23 protein-coding genes and 2 riboswitches are annotated in these 21035 nt (G+C 43.9%); of the genes, 11 read left to right on the forward strand and 12 right to left on the reverse strand.

All coding sequences use genetic code 11. The features are described from left to right. The first annotated feature begins 202 nt into the window (after window positions 1-202). Window positions 203-1645 carry a hypothetical protein gene (locus LC065_RS03095; protein ID WP_226594315.1) on the forward strand — a complete coding sequence of 481 codons (1443 nt, stop codon included), beginning with the start codon at window positions 203-205 and terminating at the stop codon, window positions 1643-1645. 33 nt (window positions 1646-1678) lie between these two features. Here the strand turns inward: LC065_RS03095 and LC065_RS03100 are convergent, their stop codons facing one another. Further along, window positions 1679-2443 carry an alpha/beta fold hydrolase gene (locus LC065_RS03100; protein ID WP_306163751.1) on the reverse strand — a complete coding sequence of 255 codons (765 nt, stop codon included), beginning with the start codon at window positions 2441-2443 and terminating at the stop codon, window positions 1679-1681. Window positions 2444-2598: 155 nt separating this feature from the next. Here LC065_RS03100 and LC065_RS03105 point away from each other — a divergent pair, with 155 nt between their 5' ends. Then, complete coding sequence (locus LC065_RS03105) at window positions 2599-3177, forward strand: SCO family protein (RefSeq protein WP_226594320.1); 579 nt, start codon at window positions 2599-2601, stop codon at window positions 3175-3177. A gap of 58 nt (window positions 3178-3235) precedes the next feature. Here LC065_RS03105 and LC065_RS03110 read toward each other — a convergent pair whose 3' ends face one another. Then, the gene (locus LC065_RS03110; protein ID WP_226594322.1) at window positions 3236-4138 is read right to left on the reverse strand and encodes a DUF1002 domain-containing protein; all 903 of its coding nucleotides are present in this window, start codon (window positions 4136-4138) and stop codon (window positions 3236-3238) included. Window positions 4139-4496: 358 nt separating this feature from the next. On the opposite strand from LC065_RS03110, the gene LC065_RS03115 reads away from it, so the two are divergent. Together LC065_RS03115 and LC065_RS03120 are read left to right on the forward strand one after the other, a co-directional pair. Continuing rightward, the gene (locus tag LC065_RS03115; protein ID WP_226594324.1) at window positions 4497-4883 is read left to right on the forward strand and encodes a DoxX family protein; all 387 of its coding nucleotides are present in this window, start codon (window positions 4497-4499) and stop codon (window positions 4881-4883) included. Between the two features lie 45 nt (window positions 4884-4928). Further along, the gene (locus LC065_RS03120) at window positions 4929-5450 is read left to right on the forward strand and encodes a type 1 glutamine amidotransferase domain-containing protein (RefSeq protein WP_226594326.1); all 522 of its coding nucleotides are present in this window, start codon (window positions 4929-4931) and stop codon (window positions 5448-5450) included. A 37-nt stretch (window positions 5451-5487) separates the two neighbouring features. Here the strand turns inward: LC065_RS03120 and LC065_RS03125 are convergent, their stop codons facing one another. The 3 genes from LC065_RS03125 to LC065_RS03135 all read right to left on the reverse strand — a co-directional run bounded on the left by LC065_RS03125 (window position 5488) and on the right by LC065_RS03135 (window position 7511). Further along, on the reverse strand, window positions 5488-6654 hold the full coding sequence (locus tag LC065_RS03125; protein WP_226594329.1) for an acyl-CoA dehydrogenase family protein: 1167 nt from the start codon (window positions 6652-6654) through the stop codon (window positions 5488-5490). A gap of 273 nt (window positions 6655-6927) precedes the next feature. Next, entirely contained in the window at window positions 6928-7302 is a 375-nt protein-coding gene (locus LC065_RS03130) for a permease (protein ID WP_226594332.1), read from the reverse strand. A 2-nt stretch (window positions 7303-7304) separates the two neighbouring features. Next, window positions 7305-7511: a helix-turn-helix transcriptional regulator gene (locus tag LC065_RS03135; protein ID WP_226594335.1), complete on the reverse strand. Its 207-nt coding sequence runs from the start codon at window positions 7509-7511 to the stop codon at window positions 7305-7307. Window positions 7512-7644: 133 nt separating this feature from the next. On the opposite strand from LC065_RS03135, the gene LC065_RS03140 reads away from it, so the two are divergent. Beyond that, window positions 7645-8496 (forward strand): dimethylarginine dimethylaminohydrolase family protein, encoded by an 852-nt coding sequence (locus LC065_RS03140; RefSeq protein WP_226594338.1) that lies wholly within the window; start codon window positions 7645-7647, stop codon window positions 8494-8496. A 127-nt stretch (window positions 8497-8623) separates the two neighbouring features. Here the strand turns inward: LC065_RS03140 and LC065_RS03145 are convergent, their stop codons facing one another. Next, on the reverse strand, window positions 8624-9094 hold the full coding sequence (locus LC065_RS03145; RefSeq protein WP_226594339.1) for an acyl-CoA thioesterase: 471 nt from the start codon (window positions 9092-9094) through the stop codon (window positions 8624-8626). Window positions 9095-9232: 138 nt separating this feature from the next. Further along, window positions 9233-9412, reverse strand: a riboswitch (cobalamin riboswitch). Between the two features lie 138 nt (window positions 9413-9550). Continuing rightward, window positions 9551-9652: riboswitch (purine riboswitch) on the forward strand. Window positions 9653-9784: 132 nt separating this feature from the next. On the opposite strand from LC065_RS03145, the gene LC065_RS03150 reads away from it, so the two are divergent. Together LC065_RS03150 and LC065_RS03155 are read left to right on the forward strand one after the other, a co-directional pair. Continuing rightward, window positions 9785-10372 carry a xanthine phosphoribosyltransferase gene (locus LC065_RS03150; protein WP_226594342.1) on the forward strand — a complete coding sequence of 196 codons (588 nt, stop codon included), beginning with the start codon at window positions 9785-9787 and terminating at the stop codon, window positions 10370-10372. Then, a complete protein-coding gene (locus LC065_RS03155; protein ID WP_226594344.1) occupies window positions 10369-11661 on the forward strand; it encodes a nucleobase:cation symporter-2 family protein in 1293 nt (430 codons plus the stop codon). The genes LC065_RS03150 and LC065_RS03155 overlap by 4 nt, the downstream gene beginning before the upstream one ends. A gap of 92 nt (window positions 11662-11753) precedes the next feature. Here the strand turns inward: LC065_RS03155 and LC065_RS03160 are convergent, their stop codons facing one another. The 3 genes from LC065_RS03160 to LC065_RS03170 form a co-directional block, all read right to left on the reverse strand. Next, a complete protein-coding gene (locus tag LC065_RS03160; protein ID WP_371933392.1) occupies window positions 11754-12560 on the reverse strand; it encodes a YtvA family blue-light photoreceptor in 807 nt (268 codons plus the stop codon). A gap of 80 nt (window positions 12561-12640) precedes the next feature. Beyond that, complete coding sequence (locus tag LC065_RS03165) at window positions 12641-13213, reverse strand: nucleotidyltransferase family protein (protein WP_226594346.1); 573 nt, start codon at window positions 13211-13213, stop codon at window positions 12641-12643. Next, complete coding sequence (locus LC065_RS03170; protein WP_226594348.1) at window positions 13210-14058, reverse strand: LysR family transcriptional regulator; 849 nt, start codon at window positions 14056-14058, stop codon at window positions 13210-13212. The genes LC065_RS03165 and LC065_RS03170 overlap by 4 nt, the downstream gene beginning before the upstream one ends. A 104-nt stretch (window positions 14059-14162) precedes the next feature. Between LC065_RS03170 and LC065_RS03175 the strand changes: the two genes are divergently transcribed. Then, on the forward strand, window positions 14163-15368 hold the full coding sequence (locus LC065_RS03175) for an MFS transporter (RefSeq protein WP_226594350.1): 1206 nt from the start codon (window positions 14163-14165) through the stop codon (window positions 15366-15368). A gap of 278 nt (window positions 15369-15646) precedes the next feature. On the opposite strand, the gene LC065_RS03180 is transcribed toward LC065_RS03175, so the two are convergent. Both LC065_RS03180 and LC065_RS03185 read right to left on the reverse strand, forming a co-directional pair. Next, window positions 15647-16120, reverse strand: coding sequence for a GNAT family N-acetyltransferase (locus LC065_RS03180; protein WP_226594351.1), 474 nt, complete (start codon window positions 16118-16120; stop codon window positions 15647-15649). 54 nt (window positions 16121-16174) lie between these two features. Further along, window positions 16175-17065, reverse strand: coding sequence for a LysR family transcriptional regulator (locus LC065_RS03185; RefSeq protein ID WP_226594353.1), 891 nt, complete (start codon window positions 17063-17065; stop codon window positions 16175-16177). 111 nt (window positions 17066-17176) lie between these two features. Here LC065_RS03185 and LC065_RS03190 point away from each other — a divergent pair, with 111 nt between their 5' ends. The 3 genes from LC065_RS03190 (at window position 17177) to LC065_RS03200 (ending at window position 19829) form a co-directional block, all read left to right on the forward strand. Then, window positions 17177-18169: a YeiH family protein gene (locus tag LC065_RS03190; RefSeq protein ID WP_226594355.1), complete on the forward strand. Its 993-nt coding sequence runs from the start codon at window positions 17177-17179 to the stop codon at window positions 18167-18169. Between the two features lie 185 nt (window positions 18170-18354). After that, window positions 18355-19260 carry a DMT family transporter gene (locus LC065_RS03195; protein WP_226594358.1) on the forward strand — a complete coding sequence of 302 codons (906 nt, stop codon included), beginning with the start codon at window positions 18355-18357 and terminating at the stop codon, window positions 19258-19260. 14 nt (window positions 19261-19274) lie between these two features. Beyond that, window positions 19275-19829, forward strand: a complete 555-nt coding sequence (locus LC065_RS03200) for a cysteine dioxygenase (RefSeq protein WP_226594360.1) — start codon at window positions 19275-19277, stop codon at window positions 19827-19829. Window positions 19830-19859: 30 nt separating this feature from the next. Here the strand turns inward: LC065_RS03200 and LC065_RS03205 are convergent, their stop codons facing one another. Further along, window positions 19860-21011, reverse strand: a complete 1152-nt coding sequence (locus LC065_RS03205; protein ID WP_226594361.1) for an AI-2E family transporter — start codon at window positions 21009-21011, stop codon at window positions 19860-19862. Between the last annotated feature and the right edge of the window lie 24 nt (window positions 21012-21035).

Raw genomic sequence — 21035 nt, forward strand, 5'->3', positions numbered from 1 at the left:
GGCTGGAGAGACCCCGCAGAGCTTTAGCTCGAGGAGGCTCTCCGTCATCCCCGCAGGAAAGCGAGCGGCTTCCCAACCACCCCTGACACTCAATATGGCAAACGAACCCCGGTTATCTCAAAACCGAATGTTCAAGAAAATCAGGATGGAGATTTAATGAAGGAGTTTAGCACCAAACACCAAAAGAAAGGGTTATTTACATATGAAGAAAGGCACCAACAAGAGCAAGTGGATTTTAATCGTTGTTTCTTTGATGGTTTTAGCTATAGGAGCTTATGTTTACACAGGCAACAGCGAAGAAAAGTTGGCTTTGACTACAGATTCTAAACCCATGAGAAAAGCAAAATCGGTGGACCTCGAGGAATTCCCTCTTCAATGGCGTGAAGTTGATACATTTGAACAGGTCAATGAGTTTTATGAAGAACGCATTCACGGTTTATCAATAGCAAGGGAAAAGGGGTTAACCGTCCGACCTCAGGAATCTACTCCGATTCCTGATAAAGACGGGCGGATGCAGATCAACGAGGTGTGGCACAGCGGACCGACCATCCATGTGTTGTACAGCATCGACCTTTCTGCATTAACGAGAAAAGATGACGATGATGAAGAAGCCAAGTACCTCATTCAGCCACCATCTGTAGAGAGCGTACACATTGAATCCATGAGTGGGAGCGACAAACAATCGTTCCAGCAGCATTCGCAACCCCTTCACCCCCGAGATACGGTTGTGTTTGAAAATCGAGTGTACGGTCTTCTACAAATTCCTCCCATTACGGAGAAATGGGGGTACAATTTTGACCCCCATGATGTTAAGGATTACGATGAAGAATTTTTGACATCACTCAGTCTGAGGATTGGTCATCGTACAGTTGAAACCGAAGCGGTGCCTGTCCGTTATGTCCACGATCGGGATGAACATGTGCTTCAAAGTTATACACCAGACGAAGTTTACTCCGATGACGTAGTCACGGTGGAGCCGACATCCGTCAATATCGGCGTTGCATCAAGCTACGTAAAAATGAAGATAGAGATAGAAGGAAGAGAACTTGGCCAGTCCGTACATGCAACCATAAAAACAGAGGAAGGTTCTGAACACCCTGTCACCCTTTATCTAAATGAGACCGGAGAAGAAAATGTATATGAGGCCTGGTTTCAACCAGTATCCGTACAAATGAAAGGAGCCGTCAGCCTTACACTTGATTCCCTCCAAATCCAGGATGCTACGCCATATTCGTTCACGGTAGATATGTCTCCTTTTAAAGAACACTCAAACGAATCTGTCGTTCTGAATGAAAAGGTGGGAGAAGCTCACAACACCAATATCATCCTTGAGCAGGTTGATTCTTTTTCCGGAACCAATATGAATCTTCAACTCAAGTATGAACCTCAAGAACCGGACCAAAAAGAAAAAGTGGTCGGGGCACAACTCGCACCGATGAACAGCCTCCAGGAAGAGCGGGAGAAATTTGTAAAGGTCGTCACCAATGAAGGCGAAACTATAGATGCTAATCTTTGGGGTCATGATAAGAGAGGAGACATCCATTTCCAGTCTCCAGAACTTAAAAACGCAAGGGAAATCACCGTTACTGTGAATAAGATGGTGTACGCTCACAAATTGGGTCATACCTTCGACTTGAACAAATAGGAAAAAGCAGAGGATAATCATTCCTCTGCTTTTTTATATTTCTTCATGAACAAAACGGATCAATGCGTCATTGAAACGGTCATAATGGGTAGCGGGAGTCTGATGATAGGCATGTTCAATAACTTCCATTTTCACATGAGGACAAACACTATAGTATTTAGAATGTTCATTAATCCAGAACTCTTTATTTCCATACACCAGCAACAAAGGTTGAGTCAGTCTTTCTAACCGCCCGCTGCAATCAAACGAAAGAGCACGGTTGTAATAGGTGTACCAACATTCCGGATCAGACTTCGCCATATGTTCATTCAATTCACGTTTTATTTCAGTATCTTTGAAATGTGAATGGCTGAGTAATTTGGCGAGCGTTTCCGGACTTTTATTTACCCAGTACATCCCTCCTAAAAACTCAAACCGGAGTCCGCCTGTCGCCACCTTTGGAAAACCTCCAGCAAGAATGACCGCTTTCGTCCGTTCAGGAAAGGTAAGTGCGAATTCATGGGCAATCATCCCTCCACATGAATATCCAACGACCACAATTTGTTCGATATTCAAATGATCGATGAGCTGGACGATCTCCCTTGCGTACATGGATACATCAGGCGCATGAGAAATCACTTCAGAATCCCCGTTCCCACTGAGATCTGGAAAGATGACACGAAACTTTCTTGCGAGGGAGTGCTGCATCTTGAATACCATCCTCCCCATTCCAGGAGGATGGATAAAAACGATGGCTTCCCCATTCCCTCGATCATCATAAAATAATTGCGCCCCGGATTTTTCTGAGAAATAAGGCATGGCTCTTCATCCCCTAACCGATCATTCATGGACCTTAGCATTCCCATAGGGACTGAAATTATGTCCATTTACCGAATATATTAAGGTTCGATTGACCTTACTCACGTGCAGGCGTAAACTAGACCTGTATCATTATGTCCGGAAGGGGAAACAAGATGAAACGTTTTCTATTACTTAGCCTATTCGCAGGAACGGTCGTCTTCTTGGCGGCTTGCGGATCGAATGAACTTGAGAATACGCTGGATTGGGAAGTCCAGTCTTTTGAAGGAACGACACAAGAGGGAGAAAGCTTTTCCACCGATGATATGGAAGGAGAAGTGTGGCTAGCGAATTTCATCTTTACTAACTGCAATACGGTCTGTCCGCCCATGACCCGTAATATGGTAAAAATTCAAGAGCAGTTAAAAGAAGAAAGCGTCGATGCTGAAATTGTATCCTTCAGTGTAGATCCAACGGTGGACTCGCCTGAAGTATTAAAAGAGTTTGGCAAGAAATATGGGGTCGATCATGGCAACTGGTCGTTCATTACCGAATATACACAAGAAGAAATTTCAAAGTTCGCTCAAGAGAGTTTCAAAACTTCTGCAGTAAAAACGGAAGGGAATGACCAGGTCATTCATGGGACAGCCTTTTATCTGATTAATGAAGAAGGTATGGTCGTGAAGAAATATAAAGGGAACACAGAAGTCCCGTTTGAACAAATTGTTGAAGACACCAAAACCATCGCTAACTAAAACGAACCTCCCCTCCAGATAAGGAGCGGGAGGTTCTTTTAAAAAATCAGAAAACACACTAATTGAAAAGGGAATTGATGAAGTTACTTAAGGATTTAAAGAAGTCCTGCACGGCATTCCGTAGGTTGTTCCAAAACCCATCGTCATTAATTAAATCCTGAATACTTCCTGTCAGGTCTTCCAACTGGTTCTGAACCTGATCGAAGTTGATATTCAAATTTCGCATCTGATCAAACAAATCAATCAAACGCTGACGGTCTTCTTCACTCAGTTCAATGTTCAAGGATTGCAGTTGATCTTGGACGATCTGTTCCACTTCTTCGCGTGTCGCAGGATCCTGCTCAGCGATCTGCTTCTTGATTTCGGTTAAAAGTTCACTGATTTTATCCCGATCGACACCTTCCTCTTCCGCGATATCTGTTGCAATATCAAGCTCATCACTCGCGACTTTCATTCGTTCTTCATCAAGCTTCACCCCTTTAGCATCGTAAGCTTTATAGATGCCTGTAAGCGCAGAGTGGCCACTGACTTTGACAGAGGAAGCAACAAGCACATCCGCATTCTCCACACCGGCGGTCAGCAATGCGTTTGTGTACATTTCTTTCGTTACCTGTGTTATGTTATCAGGTGTTACGATCTCAATATTCAACCCTTCTGCATTATCCTGGTGAATGATTTTGACAGATGAGTACATATTCGAATTCGGGTTGCCCCCGATATAATTGGCAAGATCCTGGCCATTGACCGTAAACTCATCAACCTGTTCATGCTGGTTGACTTCAAGCAGATCAGACACTTCCGCTTTCTGTGCTTCAGACAAGGCTTCTCCATAAACGACGATAGGCAGACCTAACTTTTCATTAATGCCTTGGTCCCCTGTCGAAGCAGAAATGTTCAAAGGTAATGCAAACGCTGCAAACAAAACGACGATCAACATCCATAGACTGACACGTGTTTTCATGTTCTCGACCCCTTGTAAAATGGTAGATTCCCCCTTACGTTATGCGGAACCTCCCATCTATTATACCCTACGCATAGATACGCGGGTTGTCATAATAGACGTACGAGGGATAGAAAAAGTTTCATACTCACCGCAACATTTCTTTTTAAAGTTATTTAATTATATGGCTGGATACTTGAAGACTTAGTTTCGAGACTTTTATTGAGTGGGCGGGGCTGCGGGGAATAGCTCGCTTTCCTATCACCCCTGACTACGGCAAACGAACCACGGTTATCTCGAAACGGAGTTTTCCACAACCGGGAGCTCTTACGCAACTATTTTATAGGATGGATAAACGAAAGAAAGGATGGACGTTGTTATGAAGATTGCACGCCAAATCGGACTTTATGTATTTGCTATCGCTCTGTTTTACGCAGGAGTCACCCATTTCATGTATGACCACGGCTTTGCCCGGATGCTTCCCTCCTGGGTACCACTTAAATTAATCATTGTATATGTGACAGGAATCACGGAATGGCTCCTTGCCCTTCTGCTTGTTTTTCCTCAAACGCGGAGAGCGGCTGGGTTCGCTACGGCTGCTTTTCTATTCATCGTCTGGCCTGCTAATTTTTATGCGGCTATTTATGGAATTCCAGCTCCTTGGAGCGAAGAAACAAATCAGACTGCTTTATGGATCCGCCTCCTCTTCCAACCTTTGCTTATTTGGTGGGTTCTCGCCGTTTCCAAAGATTCGAAAGAGGTGTAGCCATCTGATAAAATGGGGATAGTGAAAAGGACAAGGAGGTTGTATATGCGTTTAGAAGGAAAGAAAGTCATCCAACTGGTCAGTAAAGACTTTGAGGATCTTGAACTTTGGTATCCGGTTCTCCGTCTCCAGGAAGAAGGAGCAACTGTTCACCTTGTGGGTGAAAAAGCAGGTGAAGAACACCCAGGGAAATATGGAGTCCCTGCTACTGCGGATTATGCATTTGAGGACATCAATCCAGCCGATTACGATGGAATTCTTGTACCAGGGGGATGGTCTCCCGATAAGCTCCGCCGTTTTGATAAAGTCATTGAAATGGTCCAGCACATGAATAATGAACGCAAACCAATCGGACAGATCTGTCATGCGGGCTGGGTGCTTATCTCTGCCAACATCCTGAAAGGTCGGAAAGTGACGAGCACACCGGGAATTAAAGACGACATGATCAATGCTGGTGCAGAATGGTTCGACGAAGCAGTCGTCCAAGACGAACACATTGTTTCTGCCCGTCGTCCGCCTGACCTGCCTCCATATGCCAAAGCTTTCGCCGACTTACTCGCTGATTAATCATAGAAAAAACCAGAGCTGTAAAAGCTCTGGTTTTTTAGTGGTCTTCCGCAATCGCTTGTTTCGCAAGCATCGACACAACCGCATCATCCATGGGTGGGTTATGCAACCCCGCCCGTACATCACGGTAATATTTTTCAAAGGCATAGGCTTTGGATAACCCACGCCCCCCTGCAATTCGCATCGCTAGATCGACGACTTCATTAGCCGTATTCGTCACTGCCAGCTTGACAGCAGCAAGTTCTGACCCCATCTGTTGCCGTTCTTCTGGTTCCTCATCCCATTTTCTTGCAACTGAATATAAGAACGAATGGGCCTGCAGCAATTTCCACTCCATTTCACCAATCTTGTCTTGAATGTGAGACACTTCAGAAATTGGTGTATCCAGACTATTTGGTTGAAAGTCTTTTGCAAAAGCAATCGCATCATTACGAGCGGCTACGGCAATTCCTAAATAACATGCTGGAATGTGCAAGAGCCATCCCTTTGGCGAGGATTTGCTCCCACTTTTCAGTTCTACAAGGTCGGATTCCTGCAGCTCGACATCCTCCATCACAAGGTCATCACTTGCTGTCCCTCTCATCCCAAGGGTGTCCCATGTTTTATCAACAGATAACCCTGGCTGATGGCGGTCAATCAAAAACCACCCAACCGTATCCTTGTCTTCTATATAAGCTGAGACAATGTAATAATCCAAATGCTCAGCCATGGAGGTGAATGATTTTCTTCCATTTAAAATGTACACGTCTCCACGACGAACGGCTTTGGTTTCCGGTATTCCTCCCCTTGTCGGACTTCCGGTTGCTGGTTCTGTCGCAGCCCTGTTTACCACTTTTTGTTCTGAAACAACTTCATGCACAAGGCGATCATAAGACTTCTGATCCCATAATTGTTCCTGAGAAAGTTCCATCATGATTCCCATGTGCCATCCAATTGACAAAGCGACAGCTCCATCACCTTCTGCAATTTTTTCCTGCATCAGCAAGAATTCGTATAACGATAATCCTTCTCCACCTTCAGATTCCGGCAAGGACATCGATGGGTATTTCTCATCTTTAATGACTTTTAACGTCTCATAAGAGAAAGAAGCATCACGATCCGTTTCTGGAATATGTTTGCGCGCCTCCTCCGCGATCCGATCCGCCTTTTCAAACATTTCCTGTTGTCGGTCGTTTTTTATCAAACGGTTCCATACACCTGCCAACCCAACCACTCCCGATTCTTTATTATAATTAAATCATACCTGACAACTCGGGATGAAGCCAATGCCATGCTTGTCTAATTCGTTCCCTTACAACATACCCTATGCACAAAAAATCATTCTGTATCGGCATATGTCTTTTCGTATGTAAATGTTTTCCAGATCTCCCGTTTAACAAATAATACCCCCGACATTTCCCGGGAAATGTCGAAACAAGGTTCACCTATTCTCTTAAACAAAAACAACAAAACTAGAAAATGCCCATCCCCCATTTTCTTAATATCTTTTCGCTAAAATGACCATCGTTAAAAATACCGTCACAATGTTTAACGACAACAGGATGCTGAGTAGGTCAACAGCACTTAATGTGACCACCTGCAACACAATCATAAGATGAAAGACAGCCATTATTCCCATCATGATGAAGAAAGAATAGAATACAGCCTTATGCCTAATCCACTTCATCCGTTCATCCTTCTGTTTGAACTGAGGATATAAGTAACTCATGCTGAAAGATAAAATCCCTAAAGAAACCATGGTCCACATCATAGACGGCCATTCGCCACCCATCGTCCCCACAAAAATTAAAAAACCTGCCAATAGCAAGAAAAATACTCCGATAACTTTAAAAGCGTTGGAAGTGTAATCCATCTTCATTCCCCCTCCCTTGATTCATAGATAAATAAATCTTCAATTCGAACACCAAATACTCTCGCGATCTCAAATGCAAGCGGCAAAGATGGGGAATATCTGTTTTTTTCAATGGATATAATCGTCTGACGGGATACCTGTAATATCTCAGCTAATTTGTCCTGTGATAACCCCTGATTTTTTCTAAACTCCATAAGCCGGTTCTTCATATTACCCCTCCAATTAGTTACAGTTTAAAGTAAAGTTACCTTTACGTAAAGGTAACTTTACACGTGGAATTTTTTTGTTTTATTCTCTACACTCCGGGGAAGAAAGGGGATATGAATAAAAGGAGGATCTAACATGGTCGGAACAGCTTCGGAAAACAGTGTTCAATGTAACACCGAATATTCTCCGTTGAAAAAAGTCGTAGTCGCCAAACCTTCTTACATGAAAATTACTGACATCATCAACGAAACTCAAAAACATTACCAAAACAAGAACATAAACATCAAAACAGCTCTCCAGCAACATGAACATTTCGTACAGGTTTTAGAAGAACACCAGATTGAAGTCATACAACTTGCAAGTCAGCCGGATCTTCATGAACAGGTGTTTACAAGAGATATCGGGTTTACCATTCATCATCGACTGTTTATCAGCTCTATGAGTGAAAAGGTACGGAAAGAGGAAACGGATGTCCTCCAGAGCTGGGCGAGAGAGAATGACATCGAGGTAGAAGAGGACCTCCCTTCATCGATTGAAGGCGGAGATATCGTTGTAGACGGGAACACGGTTTGGGTCGGTGAAACAAAAAGGACGTCCGGTAAATCCATAAGCGAACTTCAATCACGTCTCCTTGACCTTCAGGTTATACCTGTCCCTTTGAGAGGAGACATCCTTCATTTGGACTGCGTATTCAACATAATCGATCAATCCACTGCAATCCTTTATCCTCCTGCTTTTACAAAAAACAGTTTGAAATCCATCTCTGCACGATACAAAGTAATTGAAGTCACCAAAAAGGAGCAATTCACCATGGGTCCGAACGTTCTTTCCATTGGAAGCCGTAAAGTGATCAGCCTCCCTCAAAACGAACAACTAAATACACAGTTAGAGAAATATGGGTTTCATGTGATTCCTGTAGACCTTTCAGAAATCATCAAATCCGGAGGGTCGTTCCGCTGCTGTACATTGCCATTAAAACGAACATAAAGTCAGTCCGCTTCTTTTAGAGCGGGCTCTTTTTGAGTGGAAGAAGTTCACACAAGTATAAATAAGACACCACTAAAATGTGGTGTCTTTGCATTTGTTTATTGGTTTTCAAAACACTATATACCTATCATCGAAGGGCCGGTCTGCTTTTTCGGTGTTCTCTCCTGGATGGAGCCGTTTCAAACAATTGTTTATCTTCCTCTGTCTCAGGTATGATGGGCGGCACCGGTGTCGGTCTCCCTTCGACATCTACAGCGACCATCGTTAAAAATGATTCGGTCGTCATAACCTTTTGGCCTTGAAGTAAATCATCTGCAAAGACTTTCACATACACTTCCATTGATGTACGTCCCGTGCTCGTCACACAAGCTTCTAACGTCAATGCATCCCCTACTTTAGCTGAAGATAAAAAATCTACAGAGTCTATGGAAGCTGTGACAACTACACAGTTTGAATGCTTCATAGCAGTAAGAGCAGCAATTTCATCGATATATGAAAGGACTTTCCCTCCGAAAATAGTATCCAGGTGATTCGTATCTGGTGGCAGCACTAATCTTGTTTGAGTCATTCTAGAATAACGAACAGGTAAAGGTTCCATGAATGGTTTCCTCCTTCTTGAAAGTGAATATCCCTCAAAGGGAGAATTTACAAAGCGCATTCTCCCTTTAGTTCATGGAACCGTAAAAGGCTCTTGATGGATCCAATACACGTAACATCCTCCTATCTCCCGTAGGAATTCATGTTCTTCCTTATGGCAGGTCTCCTGACTCAGGTTCATCAGCACATAGCCCTTCCCATAAAAAAACAGTGGGTCATCTATGCACCTCCCCATTACAGTGGCGGGACCGCGTTGGCTTTTCACCAAACTTCCCTTTTCAGCTTCTAAGACGAAGCCACCATAAGGCGGTAAAATTTTCAATAGAAAAGAGTAACTCTCTTCCCATCCACTATCTCCTAAACAAACACCCATGTCAACACGAACAAAACTATTAATATTGTCATCTAATTTCCTAAATAGGGGTTGATTACGAACAATAAACTGATATACTATCCATATCATTCGAATATAAGTTTTCATATAATCGCGGGGATAGGGCCTGCAAGTTTCTACCGGTTTACCGTAAATAGACCGACTATGAAAAGCAGCACAAGACACCGGGGCTTTCCTGTCCACGGTTTCATTGTCTTTGTCTACGTCTAGCACGAAAAGACTTGCTTTCCATAGAGGAAACAAGCTTTTCGTGCTTTTTTGTTACCTAAATACTTAACCCAGAAAGGTGCGTTGGATATGGATCGTTTGAAAAAGAAAATCGTGGAAGAAGGGAAAGTTCTATCTTCTTCCGTTATTAAAGTTGATGCCTTCTTGAATCATCAAATAGACCCTGTACTCATGAAAGAAATTGGTGAAGAGTTTGCGAGACGTTTCAAAGATTTGGGGATTACGAAGGTACTGACATTAGAGTCCTCAGGAATTGCACCCGCTCAAATGACTGCCCTAAGCCTGGGGGTTCCTGCAATCTTTGCAAGGAAGAAAAAATCGTTGACCATGAAAGATCACCTTTACACATCAAAGGTGCACTCATTTACAAAGCAAGAAACAAATGACATCTCCATATCAAAAAACTTCATGACACATGATGATCACGTTTTGATCCTTGACGACTTTCTCGCGAATGGTCAGGCAGCGAAGGGGCTGATTGACCTTGTGGAACAATCAGGAGCATCGATTTCCGGTGTAGCGATCATCATAGAAAAAGGGTTTCAAGATGGAGGACGTCTCTTACGACGCCAAGGATTAAAAGTAGAATCTCTCGCCACGCTTTCATCCCTTGAGGACAGTAAAGTCACGTTTGGAGAACAGGAGGTATCCTCATGAAAACAACGGCGTTAGCAATTCAACATTTATTGGCGATGTATGCTGGAGCAATCCTCGTTCCATTGATTGTTGGTGGAGCTCTGGGGCTGGATTCTGAACAACTCACTTATCTTGTCGCTATTGATATTTTAATGTGCGGGGTGGCAACCATCTTGCAAGTCGTCCGCAATCGTTATTTCGGTATCGGTCTTCCTGTCGTCCTTGGCTGTACGTTTACAGCCGTCGGTCCAATGATCGCCATCGGAGGTGAATTCGGGGTTTCGGCTATCTACGGCTCCATTCTCGTTTCCGGATTGTTCGTCATCCTGATCAGCCGCTACTTCGGGAAACTTGTTCGATTCTTCCCACCTGTCGTCACAGGGACCGTTGTAACGATTATTGGAATTACATTAATTCCTGTTGCCATCAACAACATGGGCGGAGGCCAAGGGGCTGAAGACTTTGGTTCCCCTGCCAATCTTGCTCTTTCCTTTGGAACGCTTTTATTCATTGTTCTTCTTTATCGTTTCACGAAAGGATTCATGCGCTCCATCGCCATTCTGATTGGTATTTTAGGAGGCACTCTGGTTGCTGCTCTCTTTGGAAGAGTGGATTTCTCAGCCGTCCATGAATCTGGTTTCTTCCATATGATTGAGCCTTTCTACTTTGGGACACCGACCTTTCATTGGTCTGCTATTTTAACCATGATTTTAGTAGCCATGGTATCTCTAGTGGAATCTACTGGCGTTTACTTCGCATTAAGTGAAATGACAGAGAAGAATTTGAATGAAAGAGATCTAGCCAGTGGTTATCGGGCTGAAGGATTAGCGATTCTTCTCGGCGGTGTGTTCAATGCCTTCCCTTATACTGCTTTTTCTCAAAATGTCGGGCTCATGCACATGACAGGCGTGAAATCCCGGAGAGTTATTTTCGTCATGGGAGGCCTGTTAGTTACCCTGGGATTCATTCCGAAGATTGCTGCCTTTACGACCATCATCCCTACCGCTGTGCTAGGTGGTGCGATGATTGCGATGTTCGGAATGGTCATCTCTCAAGGCATTAAAATGCTCAGCCGTGTGTTGTCCGAATCTCATGAAAACTCTATGATTGTCGCTTGTTCTGTAGGCATGGGTTTAGGAGTCACAGTCGTCCCTGAATTGTTTGCCAAACTACCTGAAAGCATACAAATCCTTACTAGTAATGGCATCGTGGCAGGCAGCGTGACGGCTATCACGCTCAACATCGTATTCCATATGCTCCCGACACGGAAAAACAAAGAAGTTCACTTATTACACGAAAAGAGCGCTTAGTCCTTGACCAGGTCATACAGATATTGGAAAATATCTCTCCTCAAACAAAAAAGCAGCGCGTCCATTTAGGGGATGGAACGCGCTGCTTGTCATTATAGTTGTTCTCTTAATACTTTCAAGGCTTGTTTCACTGTGGCATATGTCTGAAGCGATAGCTCACTAAAGTCTGCGTAAGGGGCACTTTGAATGGCAAATGTTGGTTTGATACCTGTGATGACGAGTTTCGTTCCCATCAGGTCTAACAACTGATTCATCTGATAGATGCCCATATGAACCGCTTCGTTATAAGAATGCACAGCAGACATGTCCAAGATCAAGTAATCCTCTTTCGTTTCTTTTACGTGGTGACTGACCGCTTCCAGCATCTGCTGAAGCCTGTCATCATCAATAGTCCCGACAAGCGGGAGTACTGAGATGTTATCCTGTACGGGCACAATCGGCGTCGATAACCTTTTAACCTCTGACAAATAATGCGCAATCAGTTCTTCCTGTTCCCGACGCTTTGTCACATCTTTTTGCACACCAACGAAATACACCTGATCCATCTGCTCGATGTACACCGGAAAAATATGTAATTCATTCCAGAACATCGTACCGTCCTTACGATAATTTTTTATTTCTACTTGCACAGGCGTTTGTTTAGAAAGACCTTCACGTAGGCGTTCTACATGCTTCGGGTTCGTTTCATCCCCCTGCAGGAAGCGACAGTTACGCCCTAGAATTTCCCCACGTTCATAACCAGTCAGATCCAAAAACCCCTGATTGCAATAAATCATCGGGTTATCCTCCTGCTCTGGATCCGTTATAACGACTCCAGCACCAACATGATCGATCGCCGCTTTTATAAATTCATTCTGTTGAATCTCTTCTAATCTAGCAAACATGAGCTCTTCCGACACGTTAGAACATCCCCTTCAAGATTGGAATGAATTACTTTAATAATAAAATGAATTCTACCAATCATGCAAGTACCATCCTTTTACCATGGTAGAATCTTAAGCTCCGGCCAGCGTCTTTTCCATTTTTCAGCCTTATTCCAGTAAACTTCTTCCGGTATCAAACGCTTATTCGGTCGGATAATTCCTTGAAAAAGATCCTCTAAACCGAAAGGAGCGTAAACTTCATATTCCCCATCATTCTTCTTTCGCTTGACCCCGACAGAGGAAGCCGTCGTCGGCCAGGTATCGATGGCATCTTTGACAGATGTGTACGGTTTGATCGACTGATTGAACTTCTCTTCATACCAAAGATGGACAAGGGCTTCGTTCGTTACATCAATAGAAAAAGGCACGTTCCTACAGTTATCATTCCATCGTTTTTCGAGATTCTTTTCTTCTTCAAGCGTGCCCGTAGAATCAAAATAAATCAAATCTGCATCCCCTATACCATAGTCAGCGGGATAACCAAATTGGTAGTTCCACACGCTTTGAGTGATTACACCAGCACCGATCCAACACTCGTTGTCAGACGACTGAGCCAATTCGAACAACGGGCGGACGTAGGGGCTCCACTCATCGATGACCGCGACCAAATGCTTTTCTCTTTGATTCATTCCCTCACCTCGTTTTGGATGTGATCAAGGAACGCTTCAACCTGGGGCAATGCTCTACCTCCCTGTTTCACACATGCCCAAGTTTCCCGGACTATCGCTCGCCCCTCTGCCTCTAGCGGCAAACAACTATAGGCGTCTTTTTCCTCTTTAATGATGCTTTCAGGAAGGACCGTCATTCCTAGACCCCGCTTCATCATTTGTTTGGCTGTTTCAAAATGATCCACCTTGATTGAACGTTTGACCAACATGCCGGTCCCCCGCGCCATCCAATTTTCAATGAGCTTCTGAAAACCTGGATCACTCTTGAATTCAATCAGTGGCCGCTCTCCTTTTCCCATAGGCACGGTATCTAAGAGGAAAAGAGGATCACTCAATAGATGGACGGATTCGTAGTCATCAATTGGTTCCCCTCTAACAATGGCAATATGAAAGGAGGAGGCGGCTTGGCGTATTTCTTCACTTACTCCTGTGACCAGATCGATCGTTACATCTGGGAATGCTTTTGTGAACGATTGCAGGACATCAGGAAGAAAATGCTGGCTGTATAAGGAAGAAGCTCCGAGCGATAGCGTACCGGTCACTTTTCCTTCCACAAATGCCAATTTTTCTCTCAACACATCCTCCTGAGCAAGTACATGCTCTGCATGAGTCAAGACAACTTCTCCAAAAGGCGTTGGAAGCAACCCTTTCGGAGTACGGAGAAAAATCTGTCCGTCCAGGTGTTCTTCTATGTATTTCAAACGCTGTGTGATCGCTGGTTGGGAGATTAATATGGACTTGGCCGTTTTTCGGATGGTTCTAAATTGATTCAAATTAAGCAGAAGCTGATAATCCTCAATCTTCATGAACAGTCCCCCCATAAAAATTTCTTATCACTTATAATTATAATGCAATATTATCCAAATCACTAAAAACCGAGTACGATAAATGTAGATAGAGGAGGGAAAACATGAACAAAGCGAATACAAGAAGATTGATGAGTGGGTATTTTTTATATGAGAGTGGTCGTGCGATGTACTTCGTCCTCATCACGTGGTTTTTATATCAATGGACGGAAGATGCTTTTTACACAGGGTTGTTCGTGAGCTTTGGATTTATTCCCGGGCTTTTTTCAAACATCATTTTCGGGGTTCTGGTCGATCGAAGCAACCGAAAAAAGCTCGCTCTCCTCGCGGGTGTCATAAGCATCATCTGTTTAGTCTTATTAATAGGGACATTTTGGTTTGAGGTTGAACATCCATGGCTTATGATTGCCGCCCATATGTTCATGCAAACAGCAGGATCCTTATTCCGCCCTTCCTTACAAGCTCTTGTGGCTGAAGTATTTCCGAGAGATTCTCTTCCTCGGATCTTTTCATGGTCCGGTTCCTCTACCGTTGCTGGAAGTTTAACGGGAGCGGCTGTGGGCGGAGTGTTGGCCGGACTTGCAGCTATTGAAACCTCGTTAACTGTCGTTGTCCTTTTATATGTGGGGGCTGCAGCCACCATTCAGATGATCCGTTACACGCCGGTCGAAAGAAATCACTCCAATGACTCTCTCACCTTTTGGGATGAGATGAAAGAAGGATTCGTTTATGTACATCAGAACCAGATGCTTTATGGATTGTTCGTCATGCTTATGCTTGGACAGCTTACCTTCCACACGACTTTGGGATTTTTAAGCGTTTATACAAGTTCACATCTAAAGCAGAGTGCGCTCGTCTACGGAATGCTGGACAGCACGTTTTCCATCGGAGGTATCCTTGCTGGACTTATCGGAACATGGTGGTGGGCAAAGTGTCAGAACCGCATCGGCACCTGGTCGCTCCTCTTAACGGCTGCAGGGCTTGCGATCGTTAGTTTCACCAATCTCGTTCCTGTGGCTTTCCTCGGCTTTCTTTTGATCGGTCTTGGTACATCGTTTGTGCGTGCTTTATTGCAGTCTGTGCAGCAAATGGCGACGGATTCCCGTTTTCATGGACGCATGTCCAGCCTGCGCATGCTTTGCAATCAGACATCAGTCGTTGTGACCGGTCCCATTTTCGGTGTTCTTGCTTCTTCCCATGGAGCGCCTGCCGTTTTCCTCTGCCTGCTCATTCCGGTTACAGGTGGTGTCCTCTGGGCGCATATCCAATCCAAACGACCGGCATTTAAACAGATCACAAAACCGGCTTAAAAATGCCCAGCAAAAAGGTATGCTTCTCTATGTAGGAGCATACCTCGAGTGGTGTTATTCAGCTCTGCTTATCTCGTCTCTTCCTTCGGTGCGCGATATACCTTCTCGACCTCAACTCCCAGCGTCTTCAAATAGTCGACAATCTGGTCTAGTCTCTTCATTTTTTCACCTCAGTATATGAAATAAGATTTGGCATAGAAACACATCCATCTTCATTACGAACGGGACTGTACAAACGTTTCAATTTTTTCTATAAAAGACGATACCCGTAGTTCCTACTACTTATGCACCTTTTTAAACATTTGCACATTTTTTATCGATATTCCTCGAATCCATTTCACCTGTTCCTTCTTAATGGCATATCCTCGCTTCTGAAAAAACGGTCTCGCGACGGCACTCGCTTCGGTCGTAAGAACCTCCACTCCTTCTTTCGCAGCCTGTTCCTCTAAAAGATGGAGCAGTTGAGTGGCTATACCTTCCCCCTGCCTATCTGCGGCTACATACAAAAAATCGATGTGAGGTCCCACAAGGCTGGCAAAACCTATAATGCTGTCGTCAGTGTCCTTGGCGACAAGTGAGTAGGCATGAAGAAAACGTTGATGAAGAAGAGGTTGATCTTTGATCCCTTCCGCCCAAGCTGACAATTGATCTTGATTGTAAAACCGGGGGGATATATTCAAGATTGATGTTCTGACCATCCTAACCACATGGCTAAGATCTTCCTTTTGCAGTCGTTCAATGAACCAAACCAAACTTCCCTCTCCCTTCTATCATAACAAAGTCCCCTCCAAATGAATGTAATGGTTTTATGACAATTCATACAATTCCATGACGTGCTGTATGAAGACTTGAGCATCTTCCGTAATTTCCTCTTCATTGGATGGAGTGACAATGGAAAAGGATCGTGTTGTCGAGTGGATATAAGGAAGATTCATGATTAACTCCGCAGCGTCGGTATGTTCCACAACCGTTTTTGAAATAAAAGAAAGCCCCAGACCTTCCTTCACTCCTTGGACAACTCCATGATTGCTTCCAATCGTTATTGTCTTTTTCGGTCGGATGTTCGATGACTCCAACATATAATCCAGCATAGCTCTCGTCCCCGACCCTCCTTCACGTGTAATCCACGTATGGTCCTGTAAATCTTGAAATGTCACCTCTTTACACTTTCTCAAAGGATGAGTTTCAGGAACGATCACGACCATTTCATCTTCCATGAATGGAATGGAACTCAATCCCTGCTCCGTCACTTTGCCCTCCACAAGTCCTAAATCAAGCTCATGCTGCTGCACTTCCCGGTTAACTCGTTTAGAATTGGCAATTCGCACCTGCAATTCAACCGCTGGGTACATGTCATCAAAGGCTTTTATAATCGATGGAATGATATACTCTCCCACCGTGTAACTCGCACCAATATGGATTTGCCCACCTACCTGATCGTGGAATTGCTTCACTTCATTTTTGGCTTTATCCAGCAGCCCAAGGACCTGTCTCGCCCTTCGATAAACCATCTCCCCTGTAGCTGTCACTTCGAAATGTTTCGGTGAACGATCAATTAACGACGTTTGAAAAAAACGCTCCAGATTCTTGATATGCGCACTAACTGTTGGCTGCGACAAATTCAAAAGCGTAGATGCTTTCGTGAAACTTTTTTCATCAATGGCGGTAATGTAGGTTTTCAATGCTTCTAAATCCAAAAGAACCGCTCCAATCATTAGTTTTTTCTATGATTAACATTATAAAGTTTTATTTTACGAATAACCACCCGGGGCGTATGATAGATAAAGGAAACAAAGGAGGTCCCATCGATGAACTACACTTCTTACCAACCTCTCCTAAAAGGAATCGGATTTACAGCCATCGTTGCAGCTGTCGGATTTCTACTCGCCATGCTTCCGCTGTTGAACCAGGTCGGTCCTCTTGCGACAGCCATTCTTTTAGCCGTTTTGTACCGCCATTTTTTCGGTTATCCAGAGAGCATGCGTACGGGAATCCACTTTTCAGCAAAAAAATTATTGCGACTAGCGATTATTTTGTTCGGATTAAAATTAAATATCAACGTCATTCTTCAAGAGGGCTTCCCTCTTTTATTAAAAGGAACGATTGTCATTGTATTTGCAATCGGACTTATGCTCTTTTTTGCCAAGCTATTTGATGCCGACCGATCGATGATGGCACTTCTCGGAATCGGAACAGGTATCTGCGGAGCATCCGCCATTGCTGCCGTCACGCCTATTTTGAAAGCCAAAGAAGAGGACACAGCCATCAGTGCAGGTGTCATCTCCGTAGTCGGTACGTTATTCGCCATTGGATACACTCTCATCCGCCCCCTCCTACCAGTGGATGCAGAAGCTTACGGCATGTGGGCGGGAATCAGTTTGCACGAAGTGGCGAACGTTGCCCTCGCCGGAGAACCTGCTGGAGATGATGGCCTGGGAATGGCCCTTGTCGCCAAGCTTAGTCGTGTCTTTCTGCTTGTACCCTTCAGTCTGCTGTTGATCTGGTTTATGAAAAAGAAAGGAACAGAAGAAAGCCGTTCCTCCATCGCTTATCCGTGGTTCCTTGTTGGTTTCGTCCTGATGAGCTTATTTGGAAGCTTTGTGAATGGAACCATTGTTACTATTCCTGCAGCAGCTATGCAAGCCGTCTCGTTGCTCACTTCCTTCATTTTAACGATGGCCATGGTTGGTCTCGGTCTCAGCGTAAGTTTACATGATGTCAGACACCGGGCATTAAAACCGATGCTCTTATTAATTGTGACATCTATTTTGCTTTCGATTCTCACATACTGGATCATTTGAAAAGCCTAAGGATACCTTAGGCTTTTTTTATTGGTTCGACACTTCCTGTCTAATGATCAGAATATTCGTCGAAAAAGTTTTGATTCACAGTGGTTCTGTTACGATAGAATAGAAGATTGGAGGCTCATGCTTGTCCGTTTCCCGCATATAGTGAAGGGAGACTATATGAGGAAAGGACACGGTCTATGAGTTCTTCATCGCGAATCGGAGCTTCGCTCTATGCATTCCTCTCCATAACCTTCTGGGGTGTGTCTTTCGTTTCCACCAAAGCCGTTTTAGAAAAATTGGATCCCTTTTCCCTGCTTGTCATCCGGTTTGGAATTGGGGCGATCTTTTTATTATTGATGGTACTTCTATTCCAATACCCTTTGAAAATACATATCAAGTATCTTCCACATGTACTCATCTTAGGAGTCCTCGGCGTATTTGTTCACCAAGTGATCCAGGCGACCGCTCTGCTGACCATCCACGCATCCGATGCAGGCTGGTTGATTTCATTCTCCCCGGTGTTTACAGTCTTTCTGTCTTTTATTTTCTTGCAGGAGAAGCTTACCCTGAAGAAAATTGCTGGCATTACGATTGCCGTCACAGGTGTTTTCATGATTACAACCCTCGGGAGCGGCCGCACCTTCAGCTTCTCCTTGAGTCTTGGTTATATTCTTATGATTGTAAGCACATTGAACTGGGCTGTCTATTCCGTTCTTTTAAAAAAATTATCCGTCCCTGTACCTTCTCTTGTCCTGACCTTTTATATGAGCACCATCGGGTTCTTTTTGACCCTTCCCTTCTTCATCAGGAACCATGGGGTGGACCAATTACGTTCACTCTCAACGGAGCACTTGGCCCACTTGCTTTTTCTTGGCATTTTTGTGTCGGCCATCGCCTACTGGTACTGGGCAAAAGCATTAGAGGTGATGCAGGCAACGCAGGTCTCTGTCTTTCTCTATTTCGAACCTTTGGCTACACTCATCGCTGCCATCATCCTGCTGAATGAAAAATTCATTGCCTCTTCCCTTTTCGGAGGTCTTTTGATCATCGCAGGTGTGATGCTCGTACAGGGAAGAATTTCATTTAGAAAACATGTGGAATAAGGAGGATTTCTACTATGAAGATGAGCACACGAGTAAAGAAAGCATTCGAAAATCTTGATGACCATTGCCCCGAAACCCTGAAAAAAACATTGATTGAGCTTGAAATCACTTTAGAAGAATTAGCTCCCTATCTAGAGGACCCTGATGGTAAGCCCTATTACCGCCAAATGATATACGAAGATGATGATGTGGAAATGATTGTCATGAATTGGGCAGATATTGAATGTGCGCCTCACGATCACGGGCAGTCCACAGGCTGGATCCAAGTAATGAATGGAACAACAAAGCAAACGGTTTATCAAGCCCATGGTGAATCTTTGCCTTTTCCTCTCTTCACAGAATTCAAGGAGAATGGAAGCCTCTTTTTCGCTCCTGAAAAAGGGATTCATAAAATGGGCCGAGAAGGTACAACACCACTTGTGACTCTGCACCTCTATTCTCCACCTATCCGTGGCATGCGCGTCTATGACCTTGAAACCTGTGCTGCTTGCGTCGTATCCAGTGACTGCGGAGCATGGTGGCCGGAAGAACAACGGCAGCGTTTGAAAGAAATCAAATTACAAAAATAAAGAAGGAAGTGGCTGATCCCACTTCCTTCTTTATTGGATTTTATATTGATTTTCTTCCTCCACGAACCGGTTATATCGCTTTTGAAACCAGTAATAGAGGTGGGATACAATTACCTTCAGAATCGCGTAGCCAGGAATAGCTAAAATGATCCCGACAATTCCAAATAAATGACCAGCCGTCAACAAAACAAAGATGATGGTGACGGGATGAATGTGCAAACTTTTCCCCATGATTTGCGGAGATATGAACTTCCCTTCCAGCAACTGTACAATCGTCCAAACGACGACCAGTTTCACAACCATAAAAGGGGAAGTCACAATCGATATAATCAACGCAGGTGTAATCGCTATGACCGGCCCTAAATATGGAACCACACTTGTTACACTGGCAATCGCAGCAAGTAACAAAGCATACTCCAGTCCGATAATCAGAAAGCCGATGTACATCATAATGCCGATGCAAAAGCTGACGATGATCTGTCCTTGAATGTAAGCCGACAGTTGATGATCAATACCTTTAAATACACTGGATACTTCTGGACGGACCTTCGGCGGGAACAGTCTTATGATAAATGACGGGAGACGATACCCATCTTTCAGCAAATAAAAGAGAATGAACGGCAACGTTACAAGCGCTACGACTACGTTCGTCACGGTTGAAATAATATTCGTAATCCCTTCTACGGTCTCAGAGGCATAAGAAGAAATATAATCAGGAATCTGATTCAATATTCCATCCACGTCTTCAAATAGATTCGTATAGTAAACAGAAAAAATCGAATTCCTCAACCATTCATCGATTGTATTAATCAAATCTTGTAAGTAACGGGGAAGCTCTTCAGCCAGACTGATCAATTGCTTCTCAAGAAATGGAATGATGAGGACCACAAGCATTGTGATGATCCCAACCAGTGCCAGGAGAGTGATCAAAATTCCCCAGATCCTTTTAATTCTCCATGATTCAAGCAAGTTGATGATTGGCCTCAATAAATAATAGACGACAATAGAAAGTATTAACGGCAAAGCTACCGTTTTAACAAAAATTAAAAAAGGATCGAAGATGAACCCTACACTTGAAAAGACAAGGATGTTCAATCCAATCAGCAGGAGTACTCCTAAAATGAATAAAAGTTTCCGACCTCCGAAAAAGCGGATGACCGGTGTGGAATCCCAGCGGTTCATAAGCATTTCCCCTCAAAAGCATCG

This window comes from Halobacillus litoralis (assembly GCF_020524085.2).
Classification (GTDB): domain Bacteria; phylum Bacillota; class Bacilli; order Bacillales; family Halobacillaceae; genus Halobacillus; species Halobacillus litoralis_E.

Coding starts and splice junctions, on each gene's coding strand:
- LC065_RS03095 (WP_226594315.1), top strand. CDS start 203: ATGAAGAAAGGCACCAACAAGAGCAAGTGGATTTTAATCGTTGTTTCT.
- LC065_RS03100 (WP_306163751.1), bottom strand. CDS start 2,443: ATGCCTTATTTCTCAGAAAAATCCGGGGCGCAATTATTTTATGATGAT.
- LC065_RS03105 (WP_226594320.1), top strand. CDS start 2,599: ATGAAACGTTTTCTATTACTTAGCCTATTCGCAGGAACGGTCGTCTTC.
- LC065_RS03110 (WP_226594322.1), bottom strand. CDS start 4,138: ATGAAAACACGTGTCAGTCTATGGATGTTGATCGTCGTTTTGTTTGCA.
- LC065_RS03115 (WP_226594324.1), top strand. CDS start 4,497: ATGAAGATTGCACGCCAAATCGGACTTTATGTATTTGCTATCGCTCTG.
- LC065_RS03120 (WP_226594326.1), top strand. CDS start 4,929: ATGCGTTTAGAAGGAAAGAAAGTCATCCAACTGGTCAGTAAAGACTTT.
- LC065_RS03130 (WP_226594332.1), bottom strand. CDS start 7,302: ATGGATTACACTTCCAACGCTTTTAAAGTTATCGGAGTATTTTTCTTG.
- LC065_RS03135 (WP_226594335.1), bottom strand. CDS start 7,511: ATGAAGAACCGGCTTATGGAGTTTAGAAAAAATCAGGGGTTATCACAG.
- LC065_RS03140 (WP_226594338.1), top strand. CDS start 7,645: ATGGTCGGAACAGCTTCGGAAAACAGTGTTCAATGTAACACCGAATAT.
- LC065_RS03145 (WP_226594339.1), bottom strand. CDS start 9,094: ATGGAACCTTTACCTGTTCGTTATTCTAGAATGACTCAAACAAGATTA.
- LC065_RS03150 (WP_226594342.1), top strand. CDS start 9,785: ATGGATCGTTTGAAAAAGAAAATCGTGGAAGAAGGGAAAGTTCTATCT.
- LC065_RS03155 (WP_226594344.1), top strand. CDS start 10,369: ATGAAAACAACGGCGTTAGCAATTCAACATTTATTGGCGATGTATGCT.
- LC065_RS03165 (WP_226594346.1), bottom strand. CDS start 13,213: ATGAATCAAAGAGAAAAGCATTTGGTCGCGGTCATCGATGAGTGGAGC.
- LC065_RS03170 (WP_226594348.1), bottom strand. CDS start 14,058: ATGAAGATTGAGGATTATCAGCTTCTGCTTAATTTGAATCAATTTAGA.
- LC065_RS03175 (WP_226594350.1), top strand. CDS start 14,163: ATGAACAAAGCGAATACAAGAAGATTGATGAGTGGGTATTTTTTATAT.
- LC065_RS03190 (WP_226594355.1), top strand. CDS start 17,177: ATGAACTACACTTCTTACCAACCTCTCCTAAAAGGAATCGGATTTACA.
- LC065_RS03195 (WP_226594358.1), top strand. CDS start 18,355: ATGAGTTCTTCATCGCGAATCGGAGCTTCGCTCTATGCATTCCTCTCC.
- LC065_RS03200 (WP_226594360.1), top strand. CDS start 19,275: ATGAAGATGAGCACACGAGTAAAGAAAGCATTCGAAAATCTTGATGAC.
- LC065_RS03205 (WP_226594361.1), bottom strand. CDS start 21,011: ATGAACCGCTGGGATTCCACACCGGTCATCCGCTTTTTCGGAGGTCGG.